Consider the following 26,194-nt stretch of genomic DNA (forward strand, 5'->3'; position numbering starts at 1 on the left):
TCTACCTAACTCCTAACTCCTAACTATCTAACTTGACCATTTCCTTTTACGTACCATTTATTGGTAACTAAGTGCTGTAAGCCAATTGGTCCGCGTTGGTGTAATTTATCGGTGCTGATTGCCAGTTCGCCACCTAATCCAAATTGTCCGCCATCAGTAAAACGGGTAGATGCATTATGATATACAGCCGCAGTATCTACAGATTGCATAAATACATCTGCCTCCTCTTCGTCCTTTGTGATAATGGCAGCTGAATGTCCACCACCGTAGGTGTTGATAAGTTGTATGGCCTCATCTACATCGGGCACTTGTCCAATAACAATTTTATAATCTAGAAATTCTTCATACCACACGGACTCATTTTCCATTTGAGAAGTACCATCTAACCCAGCTAGTTTAGCATCGGTCAAAATTGCCACATCATATTTTTTAAGCGTTTTAACCAATTGATTTAAAAACTCCATTTTACGGGGTAAATCTCTAGAGATAATTACTTTGTCAACCGCGTTACATGCCGATATTTTTGTGGTCTTGGCATTGATGATTACATCTAAAGCCATTTGCAAATCTGCTTCATGAGAAACATATACAAAGTTGTTTCCACGGCCGCTAACAATTACAGGGCATTGCGCATGTTGCTTTACAAAAGCAATCAATCTTTCACCACCACGCGGTACAATTAAATCTAGTTTTTGAGCTGGTTTTTCTAGAAACTGCTGCGTTTCTGTTCTTGAATAATTCAAGTACGTAATCCAATCCTCAGAACAGTCACAAGATTCTAAAGCTTTATGCCACAAATTGACTAAAACCAAGTTCGAGTTCAACGATTCTTTCCCACCTTTTAATAAAATCTTGTTTCCAGATTTAAAAGCAATACCGGCAGCTTCAATAGTGACATCTGGTCTAGATTCATAAATGATCATGATAGTGCCGAACGGGGCTGTTTTATTACTAATTTCTAAACCATTGTCATGCGTAAATTGAAAACGTTCTACATGTAAAGGATCAGCTAGTGCAGCTAATTTTTTTAAGGAAGAAACCATTTCTCTAACCTTATCTTTATCCACCTTTAAACGGTCGATCATTGCAATGTCAGCAGATTCGAAAGAATTTAAATCTTTCTCATTTGCAGATATTAAAATAGATTCTTCTTGTTGAACCAATTCTGCCATGCGTTTTAGAACGGCATTCCTTTTTGCTAAGCTGAGCGTTTTTATCATGATAAAGCAGTCTTAAGAGCGGTGAAAAACACGTCTAAATCTTGTTTGGTAATATTCAATGCCGGTAATACTCTAAGTACCGTTTTATCTTTTGCACCACCGGTGAAAAGGTGATGCTCGTGAATCAATTTTTTACGTAGATCAGCTACTTGAAAATCAAATTCTAATCCTAGCATTAAACCTTTTCCTTTTACTCGTTTTACTTGCGGAATTTCTTTTGCCTTTTCATTGAAATAAATCCCGAGTTCTTCAGCATTTGCAATTAAGTTTTCTCCTTCAATGACATCTAAAACAGCTAATGTAGCTACACAAGCCAAATGATTACCACCAAAAGTGGTACCTAGCATTCCGTATTTTGCCTTAATATTCTCATGAATAAGAACGCCGCCAACAGGGAAGCCGTTACCCATACCTTTAGCGATACTAATGATATCAGGTTGTATATTATGATGCTGAAATCCAAAAAACTTACCACTTCTACCAAATCCCGATTGTACTTCATCAGCAATTAATAAAGCATCATTTTCTTTACATAGTGCTGCTACTTTCTGTAAAAATTCTGTGGTAGGTTCATCTAGTCCACCTACTCCTTGTATAGATTCTATAATTACGGCGCAGACATTCTTGGAAATTTCTCGTTCAAAACCTTTTATGTCATTCAGGTCAAGAAAAACTACTTCATGCTGTTGGTTAATTTCAGCATTTATAGAAGGATTATCCGTAACCGCCACGGCAGCAGAAGTACGCCCGTGAAATCCGTTGTTAAAAGCTATAATTTTAGATTTCCCTGTTGCAAAAGATGCCATTTTAAGTGCGTTTTCATTTGCCTCGGCGCCAGAGTTACACATAAAAAGGTTATAATCTTCACACTTAGAAATTACACCAAGTTTTTCTGCTAGTTCCTCTTGTAGCGGATTTTGAACAGCATTACTATAAAACCCTATTTTATCTAACTGGTCTTTTAAACGTTGCACATAATGTGGGTGCGTATGACCAATGGATATTACGGCATGCCCGCCGTAGAAATCTAAGTAGTCTTGACCTTTATCGTCGGTCACTACAATTCCTTTAGCGGAAACAGGGGTTACATTATATAATGGGTAAACGTCGAATAATTTCATAATTCAAAAAGATTCAAGTTCAAAAAAGAACTCATTTAATTGCTGTTTTACTTGGTTTTAAATTCGGTAATCTTATCATAAGAAGCAATAATGCCACGTATTAAAGACGCACTTAAACCTTGGTGTTCCATTTCGTTTAATCCGGTTATTGTACAGCCCATTGGTGTAGTAACACGGTCTATTTCTTCTTCTGGATGGTTGCCAGAGTCTATAAGTAAACTTGCGGCGCCATTACAGGTATGCATAGCAAGTTCTTGAGCCTCTTTTGCATCAAACCCTAATTGTATGGCACCTTGGGTAGTTGCACGTATTAAACGCATCCAGAAAGCAATACCACTTGCACAAATAACCGTTGCGGCCTGCATTTGGTTTTCAGGTATTTCCATAGAATGACCCATTCTATTAAAAATAGCCTTTGTTAAGTCAATACGTTTTTTACCTTTTTCATTACTACAAATACAGGTCATTGATTTACCTACAGAAATAGCGGTATTAGGCATACTTCTAACAATGTAATTATCTTTACCGATAACTGCCTCTATTTTTTCGATTCCGAAACCGGTAATTGTAGATATAATTACATGATTATCGGTCAGTAAATCCTTTACACTTTCTAAGATTGTAGCAAAATGAACGGGTTGCACGGCAAATATTAAGATGTCTGAATTTTGTACGGCCAAACGATTGTCGTTGGTAACCGTAACTTTATCAAATTTTTCAAAATCAGCAATAGATGTAGTATCCCTTTTAGTAAGGTACATACTAGTGGCACCATTACTTTTTAGAATTCCGTTTGCAATGGAAAGTCCTAAATTACCGGTACCTATAATAGCTATTTTCATGTTGTAATTAGTATTTAGTAATGAGTAAAGTACTGAGTGTAGCGGAAGTTAAAATACCCCTGCCTTTAAATTCAGTCCTAAATTTTCTTCTAGTCCTAAAATCAAATTCATATTTTGAACGGCTTGCCCAGATGCACCTTTTAATAGATTATCAATTGCTGAGGTCACCAGTAATAAATCATCGTGTTTATGCAAATGAATATGGCACTGATTCGTATTTACTACTTGTTTTAAGTTGATAGGCTCATCAGAAATTTGGGTAAAGACCGCATCCTTATAAAAATCTTGATACAATACTTTAGCTTCCGATAAATCACCATCGAATTTGGTATACGAAGTCGCTAAAATTCCACGAGTGAAATTTCCTCTATTGGGCATAAAAAATAAGTTCCCAGTATTTTCTTGAAGCGAATGTAAACTCTCATTGATTTCTCCCAAATGCTGATGCGTAAAAGGTTTGTACCAGCTTACGTTATTGTTACGCCATGAAAAATGAGAAGTGGCTGACGGACTAACGCCTGCACCTGTACTACCTGTTACGGCATTTATATGCACTTCATTTTCTAAGAGATTTGCTTTTGCCAATGGAAGCAATGCCAATTGAATAGCTGTTGCAAAACAACCAGGGTTGGCTATGTATTTGGCATTTTCTATTTCGCTTTTATTTAATTCCGGTAATCCGTATACAAACTGTTTACCATCAAAATTAGCATCTGCAACTAGTCTAAAATCGTTACTTAAATCGATAATAATAGTATCTGTAGAAAAGCTGTGTTCCTTTAAAAATGCCGTAGAGTTACCGTGGCCTAGGCACAGAAAAACAACATTAACATTCAGGTTTACATTTCCTGTAAATTCTAGATTTGTTGTTCCTAATAAGTCTGGATGTGCTGTAGTAACCTTTTTACCTGCTCTGGTGGTACTGTAAACAAAATCTATTTCTGCGGCGGGGTGATTCAATAGAATTCGAATAAGTTCGCCACCCGTGTAACCAGATCCACCAATAATTCCTGCTTTAATCATCAGATGAATTTACGTGGTTATATATCTTACCAGAATTGGATAGAATTTTAATAAAGCCTTTAGCATCATCTGCTGTCCAGCCTTTATTTACTTCGCCATATTTACCGAAAGCATCTGTCATTAAATCATGTTTTGATGAAATACCGTGCAGCCTAAACTGAAAAGGATATAAGCCAACATATACATCACCTGAAACGGTTTTTTGAGTGTCGGTTAAAAAGGTCTCTATATTTCTCATTACCGCATCTAGGTAATTACCTTCATGCAATAACATACCGTAGAAATTACCTTGTTGCTCTTTTTGGTATTGTTGCCATTTAGTAAGTGTATGCTTCTCTAAAAGATGGTGCGCCTTTATGATAATTAATGAGGCGGGAGCTTCAAAACCAACTCTTCCTTTAGTACCAATAATAGTATCGCCAACATGAATATCTCTACCAATTGCATATTTAGATGCAAGAGCTTCAATTTTTTCAATGTTGTTTACCGGCGTATCTTTTTCTCCATTAACCGCTACTAATTCTCCTTTTTCAAAAGTTAAAGTAATATCTGTCGGATTTTTTTCTTGTAACTGGCTTGGGTAAGCACTATCTGGTAATGCTTTGTCTGAAGTCAAAGTTTCTTCGCCACCTACCGATGTTCCCCATAAACCTCTATTAATAGAGTATTTTGCCTTTTCCCAAGGATAATCTACCCCATTTTCTTTTAAATAAGCAATCTCTTCTTCCCTAGCCAATTTGTTATCTCTAATAGGGGTGATAATTTCTATTTCAGGAGCAATGATTTGGAAAATCATATCAAAACGTACTTGATCATTTCCTGCGCCTGTACTACCATGTGCGATATATTTGGCACCTACTTTTTTGGCGTAGTTTACAATTTCAATAGCCTGTACTATTCTCTCTGCACTAACAGAAAGAGGGTATGTATTGTTTTTTAGAACGTTTCCGAAAATAAGGTACTTAACTACCTTGTCATAAAACGTTTGTACGGCATCAATAGAGGTGTAAGAAGTAGCACCTAACTGAATAGCCTTTTTTTCTATTTCCTTTATTTCATCTGATGAAAAACCACCTGTGTTTACACTTACTGCATGAACTTCAAAGCCTTTGTCTTTTGATAAATGTTTTGCGCAATAAGATGTATCTAATCCGCCGCTGTATGCTAGTACTAATTTTTTCATTTTAATATTTTCAATCCCAGTATATCCGGGTAATTATATGATTCAATTTGAATAGAGAATAGTTTTCAATTGAGAACAGCTATATTTTAAAAATGAAGCTCGTTCTTATCTCTTTTCAGAATTATGATTTACTTTTTTCGACTTTCTTTTAAGGAACAAACTCTCTTTAATACTTTTTAATCTGGTAAAAGCCTTACTGTTCACTTGCTTTACTTCTTCAGTTTTTTTCTTAACATTACCATCATAGAGCATACCGGTGCATAAGCACATTTTTTGTTCTGTTCTGGTAAGGATATCGAAATTTTTGCAAGTTTGGCAGCCTTTCCAAAACTCTGGGTCATCAGTGAGTTCAGAGAAGGTAACAGGTTTGTAGCCAAGCTCGTAGTTAATTTTCATAACAGCTAAACCAGTGGTGATTCCAAATATTTTGGCATCAGGAAATTTTTCTCTGCTGAGTTCAAAAATTCTAGCTTTTATGCTTTTTGCAAGTCCTTGCCCCCTATAATCAGGGTGTACTATTAATCCGGAATTGGCAACAAATTTCTCATGTCCCCAAACCTCTATATAGCAAAAGCCTGCAAATTTCTCTCCGTCCAACGCTAAAATAGCATTGCCGTTAGATAGTTTTCTCTGGATGTATTCTGGTGTACGTTTCGCAATACCTGTTCCGCGAACTTTAGCCGAATCTGCTATGGTGTCGCAGATATCCTGAGCGTATTTAAAATGTGATTCGTTAGCAACAATTAAGTTCATTGCCAGTTAGATTTAAAAGTGTAAAAAAAGTTTTGATTTTCTGTGCGGAAATGGACTCACCTAATTCCATAAATATATCTTACCCTTACGGGCGACGACGGCGAGATGTGAACGGACGCGCAAGAGCAACTGGGCTCACGGTACTATATAAAAAGTAGATTTCTTCGTTCATTACGGGGTAAATGTACAAATTATATTTATTTGACAACCCGCATGAGAAAATTTTTACAAAAACTTCACTTTTTGTTATGATGCGTAACAATTTCATAAACTATGAAACCGAACACTGAAGTATATTCAATGCCTAGTAACCATAGGTTTTCATTAAAATCTGCTTGTGAATATGCGAAATAACTAAGTACAATGGCTGCAGACCATATAATAGCGTATCTGTAGGTAGTGAAAATAGAAAGTAATACTAGAAAAATAGGATACCAAGGGTGTACAGTAGTAGAAATGAAATAATAAATTGTCATTACCCACATCATTGACCAAAGCACTCGGTTTAAATCATACTTTTTAGGTAATAATGTAAACAATGCTACTGTAACAATAGTAAGTACAGGGGTGATTTTACCATATTCTTTAATAAACTCCCATGGTTTGGCATCAAAATGTATGGCTATTTTTTTAGCAATATTGTAAATGCTAGAATTGAATTCAAAATTAGAAAACCACAAGCTGATCGTTTTTGTATAGTTGTCTATAAATTCTGGTGTATTAAAAGGTAGGAACAGAACGATAGAAGTAATACCTATAATACTATAGAATATGATGCTCTTTTTCCATCCTAAGTATTTAAAAAATAGCGGTAGAAATAACAAGGGAACTAGTTTTACCGAAATGGAACATGCCATAACAACGGCTGCTACCTTCCATTTGTTGATAGATAATAAAAACATAGAAAGGATGAAGAAAAATAGCATGACTCCTTCAAAGTGAAGGTTACCTGTTAATTCAACGATTACTAGCGGATTTAAAAAATACCAGAATATTAAGTGAGGAGATTTATTTAGGTTTTTTAACAACCTTCTACCAAAATAGAACACACCAATATCTGCAAGAATGATAGTGATTCTTAGAACCAGTAAAGACCCAAACATACTTTTACCGCCAATAAACGATGCCAGTGCAAATAGAAGTTGGTTTAATGGAGGGTAGTTACTGTAATGCCGAGCGCTTAAACTTCCCATTCCTTCATAAAGAACATCGGCATTGGGTATGATGGAAACCATGTTTTTTATAAGTTCATCTGGTGTGTGTAGATAGGGGTTATCCCCATTAGCAACCAAATGTCCGTCCCATATGAACCGATAAAAATCTTGAGAAAGATTGGGTTCTGTAAATAGAAAAACAAGTCTAAAAATAATGCCTAACCCTAATAGGAATCTAAAGTTCAATTTCTCGAACTGAATCAATTTGAAGCAAAAAAAGAAAAGTGCAACAAAAAGCGTTAGCAGTTTAACGAAATCTGTTCGCTGCAAATGATATGCAAAGGTGTAATAAAAGACAAAGCTTAAAACGGCTAATATCAAGGAAACTCGATGGAGTTTCAAAAAAGTTTTAAAATTAGTCGGCATTAGGGGCTTTGATTTAAAGGCTAGTCAATTTAATGGTTTTTTATTGAAAAATGATTTCAACGTCACATCATTTTTCCTAAAATCTCTTTCATCATTTTTGCAGCCAAATAAGCGGTCATGTCGTTAAAATCGCGATCAGGGTTGTATTCTACAATATCAGCACCAACAATTTCGGTATCTATACTATGAATTAAGTCTATCACTTGACGTGAAGAGAGGCCACCGGGCTCGTGATGAGATACTCCAGGAGCAAACGCAGGATCGAAACCATCCATGTCTAAAGAAATGTATAACGGATTCTCAAATTTAGGAATGTTATTTAGGTCAAGGTTTCGCATTTCATGAACGTCTACCTTATACTTTTCTGCTTGTGCAGCCTGATGCGGATTCAAAGTTCTAATACCTACTTGTACCAGTTTAACGGCAAATCCATTTTCCATAATTCTAGCAAACGGACATGCATGAGAATAAGGATCACCTTCATAATCATCATATAGATCTGCATGTGCATCTATATGTAAAATATCTAGTTTGGGATATTGCTCATGAAACGCTTTTATTATAGGGAAGGTAACCGAATGATCACCGCCTAATGAAAGTAGTTTAACGCCAGATTCAATATTTTTTCTGGTAATGTCTGTAATATCAAAATACTCATTTATGGTAAAATCACCTTTATCGGTTATAGCATCATGTTCAATTGACACCCCGAATTCGGTACATAGATTCATCGAATCGCTGTACAATGCTCTTTTAATTAAAGCAGGAGCTTTTGCCGGACCCTGTTGAAACGATGATTTGGCATCCCAATTAAGACCTTGAATATTAATAGTTTTCATAAAGTTGAATTCTTTTGTCAGTTACTGTATTAGTACATTGTATTTGGGTTCTTAGATTTTTTGGGTATTTGTTGAATAGCATCCCAATGTTCACAAATTTTACCGTTGGTATCAAATCTAAAAAAATCCATGGTAATGTATTGGTCATTTCCTGGCCATATTTGGTGCGTATGTAATGCCACTAAATCACCTTCGGCAATACAACGTACAAATTCAATAGACTTTTCTGGGTATTCTGATTTCATGCGTTCAAAATAATCAATGAAACCTTGTGTGCCGTTAGCTACATCTGGGTTATGTTGAATGTATTCGTTACCTACATATTTTTCTATAGCCAATTTTGGTTGTCCTAAATAAGCTGTTTTGTAAAATGCAATGGCATTTTCTTTGTTTCTCTTTAGGTTCATAATAATGCTATTTTTAAGTGGTTATTTTAGTGAAAATACGTTTTTCTAAATTCCATAGGGGGGTCATTCCCATTTTAGATTTAAAGAATTTTGAAAAGTAAGCATAATCAGAAAACTCTAATGTATTTACAATAATTTCGGTACTCCCTATTCTATTGAGAACAGTCAATTTTAGAATATCAAGATCCATCAGGATCTATTTTTTTTATAAAAGTTAATCTCTTTTTTCAGTATGCAATTGTGTGACTAGGCTGAATTTAACTGGTTTTGATCAGTAATAAATTTTTAGTGTACTGTAAGGAATTAAACAAATAGCTATATCTTTAAAACATCCTCCCAATGATGTATTTTAATTCCCAAAACTAACACTTCAATTATTGACTAAATCAAAATCATTACACATGAAAAAACTTGTTACTACCAGTATCGCAATAGCTTTTTTAGTACTTTCTTCCTGTAAAGAAGAGCCAAAACCGGTCGTAGACCAAACAGCGGAATTGAACAAATGGTTCGACGATAAATACGAAGAGCAGTTACAAATGAGTCCGTTGGGATTGACCGCTCAGGGCAGAAAAGATCAATATGATAAAATTGATGATTTAAGTAAAGCAGCTGAAGAAAAAGAGTTGGCTTGGTATACAGAAACTACCAACGAATTAAAAGAGAAATTCGATTACGATAAGCTAAATGATGCCGATAAAACGTCTTACGATTTATGGGTTTATCAATATGAGACATTAAAAGAGGGTGCCACTTTTGAGAATTTAGATTACGTTTTTGATCAAATGCGTGGTATGCATACGCGTTTACCAAGTTATTTAATCAATTTTCATAAGGTAGATAGTATTTCTGACATGAAGGCTTATATCTCTAGAGTTAAAGAGGTCTCAAGAGGAATTGATCAATTGGTAGAGCGAGCAAAAGAACAAGCCACAGCAGGAAATTTACCTCCAAAATTTGCGTTCACTACGGTTATTGCTCAAACAAAATCATTGAAAGATGGTACGCCATTGCTGAACGATATGAACGGTAAAATTGATGCGCTTGTAGCATCAGAAGAAATTACGGCAGAAGAGGCTACTTCACTAAAAGAAGAATCGGTAAAGGTTCTAAATGATTATTTTTCACCATCATACGATAATTTATTGGCTTGGTTAGAAAGTGAGGTTGATAATGCGGAAGAAACACCAACGGGCGTAAGTCGTCATGAGCACGGTAAAGATTTTTATAATTATCGTTTAAAAGTTTTTACTACCACAGATTTAACAGCAGACGAAATTCATGAAATTGGTCTGGCAGAGGTAGCAAGGATAAAAGAAGAAATGATGGCAATCAAAGAAAAGGTAGGTTTTGATGGCGATTTAAATGCTTTTTTCAAATTTGTGAATACAGACCCGCAATTCTTTTTCCCAAATACAGACGAAGGTAGACAGGGGTATTTAGATGAGTCCACAAAGTATTTAGATGACCTAACTAAGAAGTTGCCAGACTACTTCGGTATTTTACCAAAAGCAAAGTTGCAGGTAAAAAGGGTAGAGGCTTTTCGTGAACAAGATGGTGCACCACAGCACTATTCTGCAGGTACACCCGATGGTTCTAGAAAAGGTACCTATTATGTGCATTTATCAGATATGAACGCTATGCCAAAAACTACCATGGAAGGCGTTGCGTATCATGAAGGTAACCCAGGGCACCATATGCAAATTTCTATTGCACAAGAGTTAGAAGCGGTACCTAAGTTTAGAACTCAGGCAGGTTTTAGTGTCTATAGTGAAGGTTGGGGATTATATTCAGAGGCTTTGGCTAAGGAAATGGGCGGTTACCAGAATCCATATTATGATTTCGGTCGCTTGGTAAATGAAATTTGGAGAGCAATACGTTTGGTGGTAGATACAGGAATACATGCAAAAGGATGGACAGAAGCAGATGCTGTAAAATATTTTACAGAGAATTCATCAATTTCTCAAGGTGCTATTGTTGCAGAAGTTCAGCGGTATATGGTAATGCCAGGACAGGCGACTTCTTATAAAATAGGAATGCTTAAAATTCAAGAATTGCGTAAAATGGCAGAAACCGAGTTAGGTGATAAATTTGATATTAAAGGATTTCACGATACTATTCTTGGCGGAGGTGCTTTGCCTTTAGAATTGTTAGAACGTAGAGTAAAGACTTGGATAGCAACTCAGAAATAATTAGAATTCATCTATTTTAAAGTATATTAACAAGCCATAAACGAAAGTTTATGGCTTGTTTTTTTAATATAGAGTACGGTGAATAACAAAGAAATTAAATCGAAACGAAATAAAAAACCATGGCCTACGAAAGATGCCATGCAGCAGGTCTATGAAAAGAACCTGTGGGGTAGCAGTACTTCAGATTTTTACTCTGGTGATGGATCACATCGTTCAGAAATTGTAGCGCCTTATGTAGAAGCTCTGGTCAAATTCTTAAATGCGTTTGAAAGTCAGGTTTCGGTGTGCGATTTAGGCTGTGGAGATTTTAACGTTGGCAAGGAGTTGGTGATGTATACCAAGAAATACATTGCCGTTGATATTGTACCTGAGCTAATTGAGCGAAACAAGAAGGCGTTTGAATTGGGAAATCTAGAATTTCAATGTTTAGATATTGCCGTAGATGAGTTGCCAATTGCAGATTGTGCTATTGTTCGTCAAGTGCTGCAACATATATCAAATGCAGAGGTGAAAAAAGTTATAGATAAGTTATATGATTATAAATATCTAATAGTTACGGAACATGTGCCTGAAGGTGATTTTGTGCCCAATATCGATATTATATCGGGACAAGGAACCCGATTAAAAAAACAGAGTGGAATTGATCTTTTAGTTGCACCTTTTAATTTAAAAATAGTTGAAGAAAAACAATTATTGGCGGTAAGGGACGGAAAGGGAGTTATCATAACTACGATGTATAAGATTGACCAATCCTGATAAATATCATAGAATAAATTACTACAGTTATCTAGCTTTGATAATATCATAAAAACAAAACTAGATGAACAAGGTAGAGATAAATCAAGGAGAGATTAAAGTGAAATTCAATGAGCCAACTACTGGTAAAGTATCTTTTGAAGAATTAGGAATTTCTAATGAAGTCGCAGAGTTAGAAAGCGGATTGCTTCGTTTAGTTTTTGATCTTGAGGGAATTGGTGAGCATGATTATTATCAAGTACCTACTATTGAGGTGTTTTACGAAGAAAAAATGTCTGAAACCCATTGGATATGTGAGTTCAACGGAAAAACAATTTTAGATAAATTAGACCATCATGGTCATTCTACCATATTATTATTAAACAGAAATGTGTTAAGCGAATTAGAGCAACATCATGAAAATGTATTAATAGTTCATGCAGAATTTCCAGAATCTGCAAAGTTAAATCTTAAGGAATCTTCTGTGCATTTATTCAAATAGAATACAGTATAAAATTTTAAAAATAGAGGGTAGCGCGTGGTTTGCTTGATTTCAAGTGGTATTTCAAATCAATTAACCAAATAGATTGTTGTTTAGGTCACAAGTCTTTTTTTTGCTATCCTTTTTTTACTTACAATTTTCATTTATCAATTTTTCTACTTCATTGCCGTACTGTTTGGTGTATTTCAATTCAATCGCTTTTTTTAATTCAACGCCTTTTTTAAGATTACGCATGGTTGCATATACCTTGTGTTTTTTTTTTGCGAATAGGATGGCACTTTGATAAACAATCCATATTAATACCCGAATTCATAGGTTCTTTTACCTATTCTAATGGTATTAAACTTTTGTAAATCTTATAGATACTTTTCTACGCCCTTAACTCTAGGTGTAAATTTACTTATGTCATCATCAGAAACATCAATATAACTATCAAGAGAACTTGCTACATAATAAATTATCTTTTGCATATTTCTAAGTTTAAAATAATGTTGAATTATAATGGCAATTTGTATGCTTTTTAATAACACGATACAGTAAATAGAAGCCTAAGTTTGCTAAAGCAATTGATGTAGATATAATTAAATAGATTTATTATTTACCAGCTCCACTTCAAAAAGATCAAGTCATTATCCCCAATATTCTTTATCTGTGGTAGTAAAACCAAATTTCCAAAAAAAAACTTATAAGCCAATTGCGAAGTAATAACTATGATTTCACTTGCATTTTCAAACTTACTCTAGTTCAAAAATTATATTTCTTTCCGTACTTTTCTTATACATGTCCTTAGGTATAATGGTCTTTTTTGCAGTTGAAGAATAGTTTTTGCTATTTGGGTTTAGCAAATATTCTAGTTGATGTACAATCATTTTTTCAAAAGGAATAAGAAAATCCTTTGTCTCGCATTGTTCTAAATCACCTTCCTTAAGTAAATTTAAGACCGTATAAACAGATTCAATAGTACTAAGGCAGAGAGAATTTGGCTGCTGTTTAATGATGAATTTTGATTTTATTTTATTATCGAAACTCACTCTTTTTAAGTTCTGCAAGTTCTTACTAAGTTTAAGCATTTTACGGGCGCAGGGCCATGTACCATCTAGAATGAAAATGTGTGGGTTAGTACCCATAAATGAATTTATTTCTGAACTTTCTCTTATAGACAAGTTGAAATTATCTTTTCCCGGATAAAGTAAAAAAGAATTTTTCTCTTTAGTCAGTATTTCATTTACACGATTATTATTGGTGAAATCTACACCCACTATAATTTCTGAATTTTTAAGTTGAAGCTTAGTCATATGTCCCGTTCCATTTTTTTCTTTTTTGTACTCTTTAGGGTGCATAAGAATAATAAAACGTGCCTTTGTCTTAAAAGGACTAATGTGTTTGCAAATACATGTGCTTGAGGGTCTCATGCATTTATAACATTTAATTCTTGAGTTTTTAATTTCTATTTGCAAGCTGTATATCTCTTTATTTTTCTAATTAGTCGTGGCGAACTTTTCAATCGTCACCGAAGTATGAAAAAAACAAAACTCCGTATTCATTATAGCTTTCTTAATGATTATTTTTTCCCGTATACATAGTATTCATACATCTTAATTACACAGGTGTCAGAAGTTAAAAAGGTTCTTTTTTTAATTTCTTCATCAGGAATTGAGTAATAGTAATTTGGAGCATTGCTTCCTAAATTAGGAACTCCCCTGTGAATTTCATCACAATAAGAACATGAAAATTTAAAAGTACTAATATCTGACATCTGGTTATATTGAGTTTAACGTTTTGTATAAAATGCGTTTTAATGCATTTTATACCTTGTGTGTGCCCAGCATGGGCATCTTTTTAACTACAGAAAAGTAGTTGATTAATCTAGAGGGTGCAAGTCCCTTATGGACAGGGGTAACGCCTTTAACCATTAGTAAGTTGCAAGGTTGCTAGTTGCGAAGCTAGGACTGAAGGAAGCGAGCCTACAAACTCTGGTACTGACGAATAGGAACCTGATATGAGGCTATAAGGTCGGGTAAGCAGGCACATAACTGTGACGCCCCAAACTCCAAGCAATTGGAAGCAGACCAAAGTAGTAGATTGGGCAGCGATCAGAGGAAAGAAGATGCCCTTACCTGGGGAGGTCTCCCAAGCTACGAGTAGCTATATGGAGAAGTCAGCAGAGGTCATAGTAGTTCAGTTGTGATACTGAATGAAGGACTGAACGTTAATGGTCTTTAATGAACTAAGGAGTTTAGCTGTGTTACAGATAGTTTTCCAGCAGTTAAATAGCCTTAAATCAAGCGAGACACCTAAACAATTTTATAGTACCGATGATTAAGGAATTAATCAACAAAGAAAACCTAAACCGCGCCTATTTAAAGGTCTACCGAAACCGTGGAGCAAGCGGTGTAGATGGCATGGAAGTCCATGAACTGTCTCGCCACTTTGGGCACTATGGCGAACAGTACGCCTTGCAAATAGCAAGTGGCACGTATTATCCCTCAGCGATAAAGGGCATAGAGATACCGAAATCAAACGGAAAGACGCGCCTTTTAGGCGTACCTACCGTAGTAGACAGGGTATTTCAACAAGCACTACATCAAGTGTTAGAACCTTTGTTCGAGAAAGATTTTCATGCTTATAGTTTTGGTTTTCGTCCTCAGCGTAACACGCATCAAGCGTTAGCGAAGAGCCTATCAGAAATCAACTCGGGCAGAAAGTATATTGTGGACATCGACTTAAAGAGCTTCTTTGACGAGGTAAGACATGATGTGCTTCTCAACTTGATACATGACAAAGTAAGGTGTCCACTAACGCTAAAGTTGCTACGCAAATTCTTACGTGCACCTATTGAAATCAATGGCAGCTTGCACAAACGCAGTAAAGGGGTACCGCAAGGTTCGCCCTTAAGCCCACTTCTGTCGAATATCTTGCTCAATGAGCTAGATAAAGAGTTAGAAAAGCGTGGTCACGAGTTTGTACGCTATGCCGATGATTTCAGTATTTACCTGCGCAGTAAGCCAGCCGCCAAAAGGGTAGGGAATAGCATTTTCAAGTTTTTGCGAGACAAGCTGGACTTACCCATCAACCGAGAAAAGAGCGGATTACGCACCCCTTACAACTTCAATTTATTAGGCTACGGATTTGTTCCTACCTATAAGAAAGGAGAACGGGGCAGGTATCAATTTGTGGTAGAAAAGTCGAAATGGCAAGTGCTGAAACAAAAGTTAAAGTACCTGACCAAGAAGACGGTTCCTGCCAGTTTTGATGAGCGTATACAGCGCATAAATAGGTTGATACGTGGTTGGACAAACTACTTTAAACTAGCGAACATTCAAGCAAAGCTAAAGCAGCTGGATGAATGGTTGCGAAACCGATTACGGTACTGTATTTGGCATTACTGGAAGAAACCCGAGCGCAAGCGTAAAAACCTTATCCGTTTAGGTATTGAACAAGGACAAGCCTATGCATGGAGCAGAACCAATATGGGAGGATGGGCAGTAGCCCAGAGTCCTATTCTGGGTACCACCATAACCGTATCACGCTTAAAGCAGCGAGGATATCTAAGTCTATTGGATTACTATAAGAAAGTAAAGCATCATTAACGAACCGCCCAGTACGAGACCCGTACGCTGGGTGGTGTGAGAGGCGCAGTCCGTTCCTAACTAGGGGCGGACCCGTCTACTCGATTAGGAATAGTTAAAGTTTAATTTGATCGATATAAAAGTAAGAATATGGAATTTAAATCCGTCGCGGCAAATTGTCCTTGCGTTTCCGACCAAAACCTAATTCCAAGTGTAATTTCACCATCTGGAAGTTGATTAATGATATTTTCAGAATATAAAAATTGAGCATCTTCGGGTAGATTATTGGAACTCAAAAGGCTATTAGCAATGGGTTCTTCATTCGTCCTATCGTATAATTCCACAAATGAAGTATTACTAATATCCCCTACATATGGGTCCGCAGCAAAAACAATTGAGTCGACTTCTACGAAAAAATTCTTGTCAAAATTAATAAGATTTCCCCCAATAATTGGAGTTGTGCTTGTTGTATTGCCTCCAAAATCAAATCTAAACCTTACCTGCTCATCTGAAACTCCATTGGAACCATTACAAATGAATGATGTATTTTGAATTTCATTAGATTCAAGCGTCCCATTAACATTTTCATCAATTCCTGAATCTAACCTAATTCCACCAGTATCACAGTTCAAACCTTGTGGTTCGTTGGAAGTATTAATTATACTGATTAGACCATCCAAACCATTTTCTCCCTCAGTACCTTGGTCGCCTTCACAAGACATAAGTAGTATTGTAATTAGTGGTATTGTGAATTTAATAACTTGTTTGTAATTCATGTAGTTGTTTTTAATAATTATTTCTAACAATTGTATAAGGTAACAAGTTACTTTATACGCTATTTAAGACGAATAAGATCACTAGTAATCTTATTCCTGTTTTATGTGTAAGTTAAACCAATGAGAAGAATTAAGATATTAAAAAGGGACAGCCAAATGGCTATCCCTTTTTAATATCTTAATTAAAGCTGTTTTAAGCTCTTGAGGTCAATGATTTAAAAAATACAAACCCAAAGCCTAAGAACAGCATAAAGTGAAACGGAAACAACCCGAAATCATTCAATGGTATAGCGCTGTACATACCAAACATGAAATAAATCATTAAGGCAAATTCCAATATCATATTTGGCGATAATTTTTTAGCCAAGTACTTGTTACCTTTCCAGCTTTGCTTTATGGTGCTAATATTGAATTTTGGCGTACGTACAAATTCACTTCTTTTACCCATATGGCCTTCAATTACGGCAATGGTATTGTGTAATGAGAAACCTAAGGCAACAGAGAAAAAGGTGAAGAAGATACGTATGTAATCTACAAAGTTGTTAAAGCCGCTACCTTGTATACTCTTATATGTAAACCAATAGCAAACAAACAAAATAATTGTACTTACGGTAAACAAGCTTAATAGAGAAAATACCCAGTCTAAATGACCGTAAGTGTTCTTGATATAAAGTGATGGGATACTTAATAATGCAACTAAGAAAACACATAAGAACATAGAACTGTTCAGTAAATGCATTACACCATGAAACTTGGTTTTAAAAGGTATGTTTTTAGCTTTGACAACGCTCCAAACTGTTTTTCTAAAGTTCTCTGCACCACCTTTGTTCCAACGAAATTGTTGAGAACGTGCGGCACTAATTACAACCGGAAGTTCTGCAGGAGTTTCAACATCTTCTAAATACTTGAATTTCCAATCTTTTAATTGTGCACGGTAGCTAAGGTCAAGATCTTCTGTAAGTGTATCGCCTTCCCAGTTACCAGCGTCTATAATACATTCTTTACGCCAAATACCTGCTGTACCGTTAAAGTTGATAAAATGTCCTTTGCTGTTACGCCCAACTTGTTCTAAAGTAAAATGCGCATCTAAGGCAAATGCCTGTATTTTTGTTAATGTAGAGTAGTCCCTGTTCAAATGTCCCCAACGGGTTTGAACCACACCTATTTCTTCATCTTTAAAATAAATGACCGTTTTCTTCAACCAATCTGAAGCCGGTAAGAAATCGGCATCAAAAATGGCGATGAATTCACCCTTTGCTACTTTAAGTCCTTCTTTTAAAGCTCCTGCCTTAAAACCAGATCTATCGGTTCTTGTAATGTGCTGAATATCTAAACCGGTCTCTTGTAGTTTTGCAACGCTAGCAGCGGTAGTAATTACGGTATCATCTGTAGAATCATCTAATACCTGAATCTCTAGCTTACTTTTTGGGTATTCTATTTTGGCAATATTCTCCAATAATCTATCCATCACATACTCCTCGTTAAAAACTGGAAGCTGAATAGTTACGAATGGAATTTCTTTTGGATCTAGTAGATTAAATTTAGGTGCGGTAGTGTTCTCTCTTTTTTGTGATAAATAATTGATCAATAGATTCAGCTGCGCCAAGCTATAAAAGAAAATTAATAGTAAAGAGATACTATAAATTACGATGATAAGATACGCAAGAGCTAATGCCATATTATTTTATACTGTATTTGAAGATCCACCCCAATATTTTTATGCCCGCAAATATACTACCTTTTACGGTTCCTGACACTTTTGATATGCCAATTCTTCGTTTGTAACGTGCTGGTACTTCGGTATATGTCATTTTTTTCTTAAGAACTTTCAATTGCATTTCAACCGTCCATCCATAAGTTTTGTCTTCCATGTTCAATTCTTTGAGCTTTTCGTATTTAATTGCCCTAAAAGGACCTAAATCCGTAAATTTTGCACCAAAAAATAAACTCATTAAAAATGTTGCCAACCAGTTGCCAAATACTTGTTGTGGGGTCATGGAACCTTCTTCTCGCAAGCTTTTTGTTCTTGCGCCTACCACAAAATCGATGTTATTTTCCAAAATAGGAGCAACTATCTTGTCCAGTTCCTCAGGATAATCTGAATAGTCCCCATCAATAAATACGATAATGTCTGGTTGTTTAGATTTCGCGGCAATGTAATCTAATCCTTTAAGACAGGCGTACCCATAACCTTTTCTAGTTTCGGTAAGCACAGTGGCACCTGCTTTTTCTGCATTTTTTACAGTGTCGTCTGTAGAATTATTATTCACCACAATAACCTCAGAAACCGTTTTTGGTATTTCATTGATGACATGGGCAATGGAATCTGCTTCGTTAAAAGCTGGTATAATTACTTTAATGTCTGTCATTATTTTAAATCAGATAAACTATTTTCATGGGTAAAAGCACGAAAAGATTTCCATTCTTTTATTTTTTCACCCTTGCTATATTTCTCGGCAGATATCAATTTAGCGTCTTCGTATTTTAAGCAGTAACCATCTTTAATACCTTTTGTCAATTGACATTTATGGTTTATACGTCCTTTTTTGTCATAGAATAACCACCAGCCTATTTCTTCATGTTCTGCGAATCTGCCTTCTTTTGTTCTAATGCGGTTTTCATCGTAAAAGAACCAATATTTTTCTCTTTTGCCATAAGCGAAAAACCCCTGTTCAGACTTATGACCGTTTTTATGATAGAAAGTCCAATAATCTGTTTTCGTATTATATCGCATCCATCCTTCGCTAGCCAAAGTGCCGTCATCATAATAGGTGCGTTCGTAACGTTTGTCTTCTGGATTTATAAAAGCTAACAATCCAAAACAAATAAGTACGGCGTATACTGATTTTAATAGTTTCATATCTAATTATTTCAGGTTAAGAGCTTCTTCATCGTTTAAACACCAGAAATCAATATATTATTTTGAGCCCTTAAGTTTATAGGTTTTATTTCCTTTGCTGAGCGCAATTTCAGTTCCCTGCCATACTAATGTGCCAGTCATTGTCTCGGGAATCTTTATTTCTGCGGTTAGCTTATTCTTAGTTCTTTTCAGGTTGAATATTATATTCCCGTTCGGTGTAGGCAATATGCCTTCCATAGCATGTAATTTGCCAAATACAGGGGCAATACGCACCTCTTCAAAGTTATTTTTTACAGATTGGATACCTGCTAAGTAATTAAAATAGAAATATGCAGGTGACGCACTCCATGGGTGAACCTCTGATCGTGTTGGTTTTTCTGCACTTTCAAAACGTTCTAGGGTTGTGGTCATGTTGTCATCAATCATTTTCTCCCACGGTTTTTGTACAGCATCGAACAACTCTGGAGCACCTACTTTTTTAATCGCTTCAAATAGATAAAAGCGATAGTAATAGGTAGCTTGTAGTAAATCTTCTTCATTTAAGATTTTATCTAATAGTGCTCTTTGCTCATTCTTAGGAATAGCATCTGTCAATATGGCCATGATATTGGTGTGCTGGTCATATATGGTCTTGTCTGGTCTTTCGGCAAAAAGATTTCTTTCGGTATCGTAACACAGATTGTAAACTGATTTTTTTATTTCCTCAGCACGATTTTTAAATGTTACTGAAGTTTGTTCCTTTCCAATTTCTTGAAATAGGCGAGATGCATTCTGTAAAGCATGTACATAGTGTAAACTTACTACAGCAGAGTTGAGTCCGTCATTTTTTGTTGCCGTACCACTACCGTTATTTGGTCCTGTATACCAATCTACAAAATAGCGGTAGGGGGTTTTGTTGACCAAGTTTAACTCGTTCATGTTTTTTTCAAAACCAGCCAAAGTATTTACGATTCCGTCTTTATAAGTGTGAATAAATTCTTTGTCGCTAGAGGTGTTGTAATAGTCGGCAATCATATCTACCCAAACAAGGGAATAAGTAGGATAAATAAATGTAGAACGAAGCGGATAGGCACCTAAGATATTACCTTCAGAATCTCTAGAATGATCAAATTGTCTAATGGCATTTTTAGTATGCTCGGCATTACCGCTCATAGCTTGCCAAATTAACCCCTGTATTTTAGTGTCGCCAACATACTGCATGGTCTCGTAATAAGCATCACTTAAAAAGTAATCTTGTGTGCATATATCAATAGTACGTTTACATATGTCAAAAATCTCATTGTATGTTTCATCATCTGATGTAAATTCTGCAATGGAAGGAATGGTAGTTCTTGATCTATGGTTTACAAATTTCTGTAAAACAAGTTCTTGGTCTTTCGTTTCAATTTCAAATTCAATGAACCTGAAAGTACGCATCCAGTTTGGGATAAATTTCTGCGCATCTTCGCCGTTAGAAATGATTTCATCGTAGTAGCCTAAAAGCTGTTTGTTTTCTAAATCATTACGATCCCCCTTTTCATTATTGGGACCAAAAAGATTCTCGGCATATTTGATGCTGATTTTAGCCGATTTTCCTTTACGGAAGATTAATTCTGGGAATCCGTTGGTAACATATTGTTGATCCAGAAGAAACGTAGTTTTAGAGTTTGGAGCAATTTTTAACTCGCCCAATACCGGGAATTCTGTAGCAATAGGTTTCGATGATCTTACAATACTTCCTATTCTCTCCTCATCCCAAGAAAGTAACGGCAGATTACGTGGCTCTAACAAATAGGCAATTGATCCGCCCATACTACTGGCATTTTCAAAAAATTCAACTTTTTTCCAATCAGAATCATCAAAATCTAATGTTTCCCAATGAGTAGGGTAGTTGTTCATGTCTACAATATCGGTAGGATTGTTGGCATAAAATCCGCCAACAATAGCTTTTTCTTTATCTCCGCGCCACACTACTTCATTCGCTTTATAAGACTTATCAATGGTGCTTATCCAAGTATCGTTGAATCCGGTTGTATTAATGATTTTGGCATTTTTAGAAACGCCATTTACCATTAAACTGGTAAAAATGGACTGCATACCTAAAAACCTTCTTTTACCAAAATTAATTACCTTAATGGCAATACTATTCTTCCCTTTTATGAGGTAGTCTTTTAAGTTTAAGGTTTCGTATTTGTAGTGCTGAATATCGCTCAACTGAGGTCCGTGAGTAATAAATTGACCATTTACATATAAAAAGTAATGATTGTCAGCAGAAATATTAATGATGAAATCTTCTCTTAAATCATCAATATTAAATGTATTGCGAAACAACACGGCAACATCTTCACCACCTTTAATATCTGGGTGGCTCACCCAAGCCGCGCGTATGTATTCTTTACCATAAACAACCTCAGGATAATTGACTTCCTTCTGTGCTTGAACATGCAGGGAAACTATAAAGATGAAAATAAATAAGCGATTCATTAATGGTATAAGTTGGTGTTGATAGTATGTAAAGGTCATGAAAGATTGGCAAAAACCAGCCTTCCATGAACTTTTTCCTGATATATAATTTAGGCTAACATGACAAAAAAGATCCTTTTGCTGCTATATATAGTGCCGTTTATAAATAAATTCTATTTGTTATTTACTAGGTCCATTAAATCAACATCATTACCTAATAAGACATCTTTAGAATTGATACGTCCTTTTTCAGGTCCGTTTTCTAATTTTAAAACACCCCTTGGGCAAACCGCAGAACAAATACCACAGCCCACACAACTAGACCGTACAATATTTTCTCCTTTTTGAGCATATGCACGTACATCTATACCCATTTCACAATAGGTAGAACAGTTACCACAAGAAATACATTGACCACCATTGGTAGTAATTCTAAATTTAGAGAACATACGTTGCTGAAAACCTAAAACTGCAGCCATTGGGCAGCCAAATCTACACCATACCCTATTACCTAAAATTGGGTAAAATCCGGTTCCAATAACACCAGAGAAAATACTGCCTATTAAAAAGCTGTAGGTAGAACGTAAAGTCTCTGCTTTAAAAATGAATATGTTACTTGAGTCACTAAAAAAGTGCATTCCTATTAGCACAACGATAATGGTAAAATAGCCTATAGCCCCATATTTGGCATCTTTTGCTAGTTCTTCTCTTTTATAAATCATTACCCAAGCGAAAACCGCGGTTAGAATAAATGCTACTCCAGAAATAAATACCGTTTTTGTAAGCCAGTATTTGCTAGTATCATTACCTAAATAAGAATAAATTACAGCAGTAGTCATTAAGGTTACGAATACCACAACACTATGTACCACCCAACGTTCTACTTTCCAGGCAAATATAGATTTGTCGCTTAACTGGCGAAAAGAATCTCCTGCAGTTTCAGCCAATCCGCCACAACCACATACCCAAGAACAATACCAACGTTTACCGTATTTATATGTTAGAAATGGTGAGATTACAAAGATGGATATGATACCGAAGAACAACATTGTCATACCAACACTGCCAGAATCTATAAAGCCATTGATACGATAACGCTCAAAATTGTAATAGTTTAAAGGCCACATGTTCTTAAGGTCATAGTACGGTAGGTCTCCGTTTAATCTTGCCATAATTTCTGGAATAAAGAAGGCAAAGGCAGTTTGAAAAAACATAACACTTACCGTTCTCAATTGCTCATATTTATTATGACGATATTTCCATATGAATTTAACTCCAAAAGCTAAAATAGCTACGGTGTACATGGTACCATATACAAACCATTGGCTGGCAGGGTTACCGCTTAAACCTTTACTCAATGGATCAAACAGTGCAATTAAGCCAGTGTTATCACCGTCTTTTACCAAGCCTAAATACTCAGGGTAGAAATATAGTACAATGTAAAACCCGGTTAACGCAATACCTGCCATCCAAGCTAGTACACCACGGCTAGACATTGACTTAAACCATACACCATCATTTTTAATTCCTTTTTGCTTATATGCATATGCAGCTTGAGAAAACCAAATTATACCGGTGAAAATTGCAAGAATAGCAACCGAAAGCCATAATGCTGTATTGCCTAAGTTTAAATTGAACAATTGTAATATAAGAATGCCCATACCGGTCATTCCCGTTAAAACAGCCAATTTCTGGCCTGTGTTTAGTGCTTTTGGCGGCTCTCCCGCAAGTGACATACTTCTGTCAAAATTACCCATAGTAGGTGTTGTTTGTGTTTGTTATTTAGTTAGGCGATACTGAAAATACGTTTCCAGCTTTTTTTCTTAGGACTGATGTTCTTATTGAAATCAGCATTGTATTTGGCTACAATTTCTTCTTCGTAGAGTTTATAGAACTCAGGGTCAAAATTAGCATCTCTTAAATAGGTGATTACATGATCAATGTCTCTATTCTCTGTTAACCATTGGTCAAATATTTCATGTCGCATGCGAATGCCAAAAGTATTTAGCCCTAAGAACTGATGACTGTCTTTATCAAATGCTACTGTAATACATATCTTTTCAGAAGGGTGGCGCCAATGAAAATGTTGTTCATTATCTTTTTTGCTACGTTCGCTAAATACCCATCCGTAGGTTTGGTATTCAACATCTAAAAATTTAGCAGAGTTAAACCAATGTCCTGGTGTATATTTTCTGGGTTTGTCACATAATGTTTGCGCAAGAGCTTCGCCCATCATTCTACCCGTATACCAAACCGCTTCAATAGGCCTTCTACTACCAATACCTTCATGTTGTTCTGCACAATCACCTATGGCAAACACATCTTTTACGTTGGTCTCTAAAAATCGGTTTACCTTAACACCTCTGCCCAATTCAATACCAGAATCTTTAAGAAAATCTATGTTTGGAGTTACGCCGGCCGTTAAGCCGACCAAGTTGCATTCAATAGTTTGGCCTTTATCGGTAACAACCGCTTTTGCACGCCCATTATCATCAGAAATAATTTTCTCAAGATTGGTGTCTAATTGTAAATCGATATGATGTTCTAGAATATGCTCATTGATCATAGCAGATTCCCCAGCAGGTAGAACCCCGTTCCAAAAACTCCTTTCGCGAACAAGAAAGGTTACTGGTATTTCGCGAGAACGTAGCATTTCTGCCATTTCAATACCAATTAGTCCGCCACCTACTATAACAGCACGATTGCAGACCTTATTGTTAGGTGCATTTTTCTCTAACAGTTCTAAATCTTGCTTAGAATATAGACCTTGTACGCCATTTAAGTCTTGCCCTGGCCAGCCAAATTTATTTGGTTTAGAACCTGTAGCGATAACTAGTTTATCATATGAAATAGAGGAGCCATCTTTTAAAACAAGCTTTTTAGCGTCAGTCTCTATTTTTTCTACAAAACCGTTAACTAAATCTATTCTGTTTTTCTTCCAGAACCAGTTCTCATAAGGTTGTGTGTGTTCAAACTTCATGTGCCCCATATAAACATACATTAATGCGGTACGTGAGAAAAAATAATCGCTTTCAGCAGAAATTATAGTTATTTTTTTGTCTGATAGTTTTCGAATATGTCTCGCTAAAGTGACGCCAGAAATACCATTACCAATAATTACAATATGATCCATAAAATACATTTGTTGATGGGTGTGTCGGTATTAAAGGTAATAACTTAACAGCTCCCTTTTTATTTAGAAAGATTATAAACTTGTTATGATTCTGTGATACTTTTAAACGTAGTTTGCGTTTTAATCGACTTAAAACGGATTCATAATACACAGAAAATCAGGCAATAGTTGGTTGAAAATTTATAAAGAATATTAATAATATTTTTTTTTGATTGTATGGTTTTCATAACAACACCGACCTATACAAACTCAAAAGCGATATTAAATTTCAAATACTATGAAAAGAATTTTTATACAGACATTGTTTTTATTTCTAACGGTAACCAGTATATCCGCACAAGATTTAGACGAGTTTTTTAATAGTGCCGATAGTTTTTTTAAAACTAACGTTATGGATGGTAAAGTGAAGTATGCTGATATCAAAAATAATCCAAAAACGTTGAATGATATTTTAGAATCTGCAAAAGGCGTTTCTGTATCAGAAACTGATGCCAGTACATACCAAGCCTTTTGGATCAATGCATATAACCTACTTGTAATTGATGGTATCGTAAAAAACTATCCATTAAAATCTCCCTTAGATGTTGCTGGTTTTTTTGATAAAACAAAGCATGAAATAGGAGGTAAGTCCGTAACCTTAAACGGAATAGAAAATGATTTGCTGAGAGCAAAATTCCCAACAGAAGCAAGGTTTCATTTTGTATTGGTATGCGCAGGTTTAGGATGTCCACCAATAATAAACACTGCTTACACACCTAAAACATTAGAAAGTCAGTTGCAAAAGCAGACCGTAATGGCATTGAACAATCCTACTTTTATAAAAGTAAATAAGAATAAAGTCCAGATATCACAATTGTTTGAATGGTACAAAGGAGATTTTGAACAAAAAGGAAGTACGGTAGATTTTATCAATACGTATAGAAAAGAGAAGTTGCCAGAAAACGCAAAACTTTCTTATTACCCGTATGACTGGTCTTTGAACGAAGCTAAATAATCAACTAAGAATTTTAAAAACCT

The 26,194-nt window shown here is 35.6% G+C and carries 25 protein-coding genes; 6 read left to right on the forward strand and 19 right to left on the reverse strand.

Going from position 1 to position 26,194, the window contains the following annotated elements; genetic code table 11:
• Window positions 1–23 precede the first annotated feature (23 nt).
• From P178_RS0109240 to P178_RS23215, 10 genes are all read right to left on the reverse strand, one after another.
• The gene (locus P178_RS0109240; protein ID WP_027065966.1) at window positions 24–1,220 is read right to left on the reverse strand and encodes a glutamate-5-semialdehyde dehydrogenase; all 1,197 of its coding nucleotides are present in this window, start codon (window positions 1,218–1,220) and stop codon (window positions 24–26) included.
• Window positions 1,217–2,341 carry an aspartate aminotransferase family protein gene (locus P178_RS0109245; protein ID WP_027065967.1) on the reverse strand — a complete coding sequence of 375 codons (1,125 nt, stop codon included), beginning with the start codon at window positions 2,339–2,341 and terminating at the stop codon, window positions 1,217–1,219. The genes P178_RS0109240 and P178_RS0109245 overlap by 4 nt, the downstream gene beginning before the upstream one ends.
• A 47-nt stretch (window positions 2,342–2,388) precedes the next feature.
• On the reverse strand, window positions 2,389–3,183 hold the full coding sequence (gene proC / locus P178_RS0109250; RefSeq protein WP_027065968.1) for a pyrroline-5-carboxylate reductase: 795 nt from the start codon (window positions 3,181–3,183) through the stop codon (window positions 2,389–2,391).
• A gap of 48 nt (window positions 3,184–3,231) precedes the next feature.
• Window positions 3,232–4,206 carry an N-acetyl-gamma-glutamyl-phosphate reductase gene (gene argC, locus P178_RS0109255; RefSeq protein ID WP_027065969.1) on the reverse strand — a complete coding sequence of 325 codons (975 nt, stop codon included), beginning with the start codon at window positions 4,204–4,206 and terminating at the stop codon, window positions 3,232–3,234.
• Complete coding sequence (gene argG / locus P178_RS0109260; RefSeq protein ID WP_027065970.1) at window positions 4,199–5,389, reverse strand: argininosuccinate synthase; 1,191 nt, start codon at window positions 5,387–5,389, stop codon at window positions 4,199–4,201. The genes argC and argG overlap by 8 nt, the downstream gene beginning before the upstream one ends.
• A 105-nt stretch (window positions 5,390–5,494) precedes the next feature.
• On the reverse strand, window positions 5,495–6,142 hold the full coding sequence (locus tag P178_RS0109265) for a GNAT family N-acetyltransferase (RefSeq protein WP_027065971.1): 648 nt from the start codon (window positions 6,140–6,142) through the stop codon (window positions 5,495–5,497).
• A 236-nt stretch (window positions 6,143–6,378) separates the two neighbouring features.
• Window positions 6,379–7,542, reverse strand: coding sequence for a mannosyltransferase (locus P178_RS0109270; RefSeq protein WP_316930003.1), 1,164 nt, complete (start codon window positions 7,540–7,542; stop codon window positions 6,379–6,381).
• Window positions 7,543–7,784: 242 nt separating this feature from the next.
• Window positions 7,785–8,561, reverse strand: coding sequence for an agmatinase (speB, locus tag P178_RS0109275; RefSeq protein ID WP_027065973.1), 777 nt, complete (start codon window positions 8,559–8,561; stop codon window positions 7,785–7,787).
• A gap of 29 nt (window positions 8,562–8,590) precedes the next feature.
• Entirely contained in the window at window positions 8,591–8,968 is a 378-nt protein-coding gene (locus P178_RS0109280) for an ester cyclase (protein WP_027065974.1), read from the reverse strand.
• 13 nt (window positions 8,969–8,981) lie between these two features.
• On the reverse strand, window positions 8,982–9,158 hold the full coding sequence (locus P178_RS23215; RefSeq protein ID WP_155941604.1) for a hypothetical protein: 177 nt from the start codon (window positions 9,156–9,158) through the stop codon (window positions 8,982–8,984).
• 211 nt (window positions 9,159–9,369) lie between these two features.
• Between P178_RS23215 and P178_RS0109290 the strand changes: the two genes are divergently transcribed.
• From P178_RS0109290 to P178_RS0109300, 3 genes are all read left to right on the forward strand, one after another.
• Window positions 9,370–11,160, forward strand: coding sequence for a DUF885 domain-containing protein (locus tag P178_RS0109290; protein ID WP_027065975.1), 1,791 nt, complete (start codon window positions 9,370–9,372; stop codon window positions 11,158–11,160).
• A 78-nt stretch (window positions 11,161–11,238) separates the two neighbouring features.
• Window positions 11,239–11,916 (forward strand): class I SAM-dependent methyltransferase, encoded by a 678-nt coding sequence (locus P178_RS0109295; RefSeq protein WP_027065976.1) that lies wholly within the window; start codon window positions 11,239–11,241, stop codon window positions 11,914–11,916.
• A gap of 64 nt (window positions 11,917–11,980) precedes the next feature.
• On the forward strand, window positions 11,981–12,397 hold the full coding sequence (locus P178_RS0109300) for a hypothetical protein (RefSeq protein WP_027065977.1): 417 nt from the start codon (window positions 11,981–11,983) through the stop codon (window positions 12,395–12,397).
• 734 nt (window positions 12,398–13,131) lie between these two features.
• On the opposite strand, the gene P178_RS21700 is transcribed toward P178_RS0109300, so the two are convergent.
• Window positions 13,132–13,854, reverse strand: coding sequence for a tRNA-uridine aminocarboxypropyltransferase (locus P178_RS21700; RefSeq protein ID WP_262493283.1), 723 nt, complete (start codon window positions 13,852–13,854; stop codon window positions 13,132–13,134).
• Window positions 13,855–13,958: 104 nt separating this feature from the next.
• A complete protein-coding gene (locus P178_RS0109315; RefSeq protein WP_027065979.1) occupies window positions 13,959–14,153 on the reverse strand; it encodes a DUF2199 domain-containing protein in 195 nt (64 codons plus the stop codon).
• Between the two features lie 279 nt (window positions 14,154–14,432).
• Between P178_RS0109315 and P178_RS23220 the strand changes: the two genes are divergently transcribed.
• Both P178_RS23220 and ltrA read left to right on the forward strand, forming a co-directional pair.
• Window positions 14,433–14,585 carry a hypothetical protein gene (locus tag P178_RS23220; protein WP_155941570.1) on the forward strand — a complete coding sequence of 51 codons (153 nt, stop codon included), beginning with the start codon at window positions 14,433–14,435 and terminating at the stop codon, window positions 14,583–14,585.
• A 127-nt stretch (window positions 14,586–14,712) separates the two neighbouring features.
• Window positions 14,713–15,987 carry a group II intron reverse transcriptase/maturase gene (gene ltrA, locus P178_RS0109320; RefSeq protein ID WP_027064861.1) on the forward strand — a complete coding sequence of 425 codons (1,275 nt, stop codon included), beginning with the start codon at window positions 14,713–14,715 and terminating at the stop codon, window positions 15,985–15,987.
• Window positions 15,988–16,088: 101 nt separating this feature from the next.
• On the opposite strand, the gene P178_RS0109325 is transcribed toward ltrA, so the two are convergent.
• From P178_RS0109325 to P178_RS0109355, 7 genes are all read right to left on the reverse strand, one after another.
• Window positions 16,089–16,742 carry a hypothetical protein gene (locus tag P178_RS0109325; RefSeq protein ID WP_027065980.1) on the reverse strand — a complete coding sequence of 218 codons (654 nt, stop codon included), beginning with the start codon at window positions 16,740–16,742 and terminating at the stop codon, window positions 16,089–16,091.
• 193 nt (window positions 16,743–16,935) lie between these two features.
• The gene (locus tag P178_RS0109330) at window positions 16,936–18,420 is read right to left on the reverse strand and encodes a cellulose synthase family protein (protein WP_027065981.1); all 1,485 of its coding nucleotides are present in this window, start codon (window positions 18,418–18,420) and stop codon (window positions 16,936–16,938) included.
• A 1-nt stretch (window position 18,421) separates the two neighbouring features.
• The gene (locus P178_RS0109335; RefSeq protein WP_027065982.1) at window positions 18,422–19,111 is read right to left on the reverse strand and encodes a glycosyltransferase family 2 protein; all 690 of its coding nucleotides are present in this window, start codon (window positions 19,109–19,111) and stop codon (window positions 18,422–18,424) included.
• Window positions 19,111–19,602 carry a toxin-antitoxin system YwqK family antitoxin gene (locus P178_RS0109340; protein ID WP_027065983.1) on the reverse strand — a complete coding sequence of 164 codons (492 nt, stop codon included), beginning with the start codon at window positions 19,600–19,602 and terminating at the stop codon, window positions 19,111–19,113. Before P178_RS0109340 ends, P178_RS0109335 begins: the two co-directional genes overlap by 1 nt.
• Before the next feature lie 57 nt (window positions 19,603–19,659).
• Window positions 19,660–22,065: an alpha-L-rhamnosidase C-terminal domain-containing protein gene (locus tag P178_RS0109345; RefSeq protein ID WP_027065984.1), complete on the reverse strand. Its 2,406-nt coding sequence runs from the start codon at window positions 22,063–22,065 to the stop codon at window positions 19,660–19,662.
• A gap of 152 nt (window positions 22,066–22,217) precedes the next feature.
• A complete protein-coding gene (locus P178_RS0109350; protein ID WP_027065985.1) occupies window positions 22,218–23,801 on the reverse strand; it encodes a 4Fe-4S binding protein in 1,584 nt (527 codons plus the stop codon).
• Between the two features lie 29 nt (window positions 23,802–23,830).
• Window positions 23,831–25,177: an NAD(P)/FAD-dependent oxidoreductase gene (locus P178_RS0109355; protein ID WP_027065986.1), complete on the reverse strand. Its 1,347-nt coding sequence runs from the start codon at window positions 25,175–25,177 to the stop codon at window positions 23,831–23,833.
• 277 nt (window positions 25,178–25,454) lie between these two features.
• Between P178_RS0109355 and P178_RS0109360 the strand changes: the two genes are divergently transcribed.
• A complete protein-coding gene (locus P178_RS0109360; protein ID WP_027065987.1) occupies window positions 25,455–26,171 on the forward strand; it encodes a DUF547 domain-containing protein in 717 nt (238 codons plus the stop codon).
• Window positions 26,172–26,194 lie beyond the last annotated feature (23 nt).

Origin of the sequence: Maribacter sp. Hel_I_7 (assembly GCF_000688315.1) — a bacterium.
In the GTDB taxonomy this organism is placed as follows: domain Bacteria; phylum Bacteroidota; class Bacteroidia; order Flavobacteriales; family Flavobacteriaceae; genus Maribacter; species Maribacter stanieri.

Bases quoted from the DNA above. Each gene is read 5' to 3' on its own strand.
- ltrA (WP_027064861.1), top strand. From the start codon at position 14,713: ATGATTAAGGAATTAATCAACAAAGAAAACCTAAACCGCGCCTATTTA.
- P178_RS0109335 (WP_027065982.1), bottom strand. From the start codon at position 19,111: ATGACAGACATTAAAGTAATTATACCAGCTTTTAACGAAGCAGATTCC.
- argC (WP_027065969.1), bottom strand. From the start codon at position 4,206: ATGATTAAAGCAGGAATTATTGGTGGATCTGGTTACACGGGTGGCGAA.
- P178_RS0109265 (WP_027065971.1), bottom strand. From the start codon at position 6,142: ATGAACTTAATTGTTGCTAACGAATCACATTTTAAATACGCTCAGGAT.
- P178_RS0109315 (WP_027065979.1), bottom strand. From the start codon at position 14,153: ATGTCAGATATTAGTACTTTTAAATTTTCATGTTCTTATTGTGATGAA.
- P178_RS0109280 (WP_027065974.1), bottom strand. From the start codon at position 8,968: ATGAACCTAAAGAGAAACAAAGAAAATGCCATTGCATTTTACAAAACA.
- speB (WP_027065973.1), bottom strand. From the start codon at position 8,561: ATGAAAACTATTAATATTCAAGGTCTTAATTGGGATGCCAAATCATCG.
- P178_RS0109290 (WP_027065975.1), top strand. From the start codon at position 9,370: ATGAAAAAACTTGTTACTACCAGTATCGCAATAGCTTTTTTAGTACTT.
- P178_RS23215 (WP_155941604.1), bottom strand. From the start codon at position 9,158: ATGGATCTTGATATTCTAAAATTGACTGTTCTCAATAGAATAGGGAGT.
- proC (WP_027065968.1), bottom strand. From the start codon at position 3,183: ATGAAAATAGCTATTATAGGTACCGGTAATTTAGGACTTTCCATTGCA.
- P178_RS0109350 (WP_027065985.1), bottom strand. From the start codon at position 23,801: ATGGGTAATTTTGACAGAAGTATGTCACTTGCGGGAGAGCCGCCAAAA.
- P178_RS0109345 (WP_027065984.1), bottom strand. From the start codon at position 22,065: ATGAATCGCTTATTTATTTTCATCTTTATAGTTTCCCTGCATGTTCAA.
- argG (WP_027065970.1), bottom strand. From the start codon at position 5,389: ATGAAAAAATTAGTACTAGCATACAGCGGCGGATTAGATACATCTTAT.
- P178_RS0109300 (WP_027065977.1), top strand. From the start codon at position 11,981: ATGAACAAGGTAGAGATAAATCAAGGAGAGATTAAAGTGAAATTCAAT.
- P178_RS0109240 (WP_027065966.1), bottom strand. From the start codon at position 1,220: ATGATAAAAACGCTCAGCTTAGCAAAAAGGAATGCCGTTCTAAAACGC.
- P178_RS0109360 (WP_027065987.1), top strand. From the start codon at position 25,455: ATGAAAAGAATTTTTATACAGACATTGTTTTTATTTCTAACGGTAACC.
- P178_RS0109330 (WP_027065981.1), bottom strand. From the start codon at position 18,420: ATGGCATTAGCTCTTGCGTATCTTATCATCGTAATTTATAGTATCTCT.
- P178_RS0109355 (WP_027065986.1), bottom strand. From the start codon at position 25,177: ATGGATCATATTGTAATTATTGGTAATGGTATTTCTGGCGTCACTTTA.
- P178_RS0109325 (WP_027065980.1), bottom strand. From the start codon at position 16,742: ATGAATTACAAACAAGTTATTAAATTCACAATACCACTAATTACAATA.
- P178_RS0109340 (WP_027065983.1), bottom strand. From the start codon at position 19,602: ATGAAACTATTAAAATCAGTATACGCCGTACTTATTTGTTTTGGATTG.
- P178_RS0109245 (WP_027065967.1), bottom strand. From the start codon at position 2,341: ATGAAATTATTCGACGTTTACCCATTATATAATGTAACCCCTGTTTCC.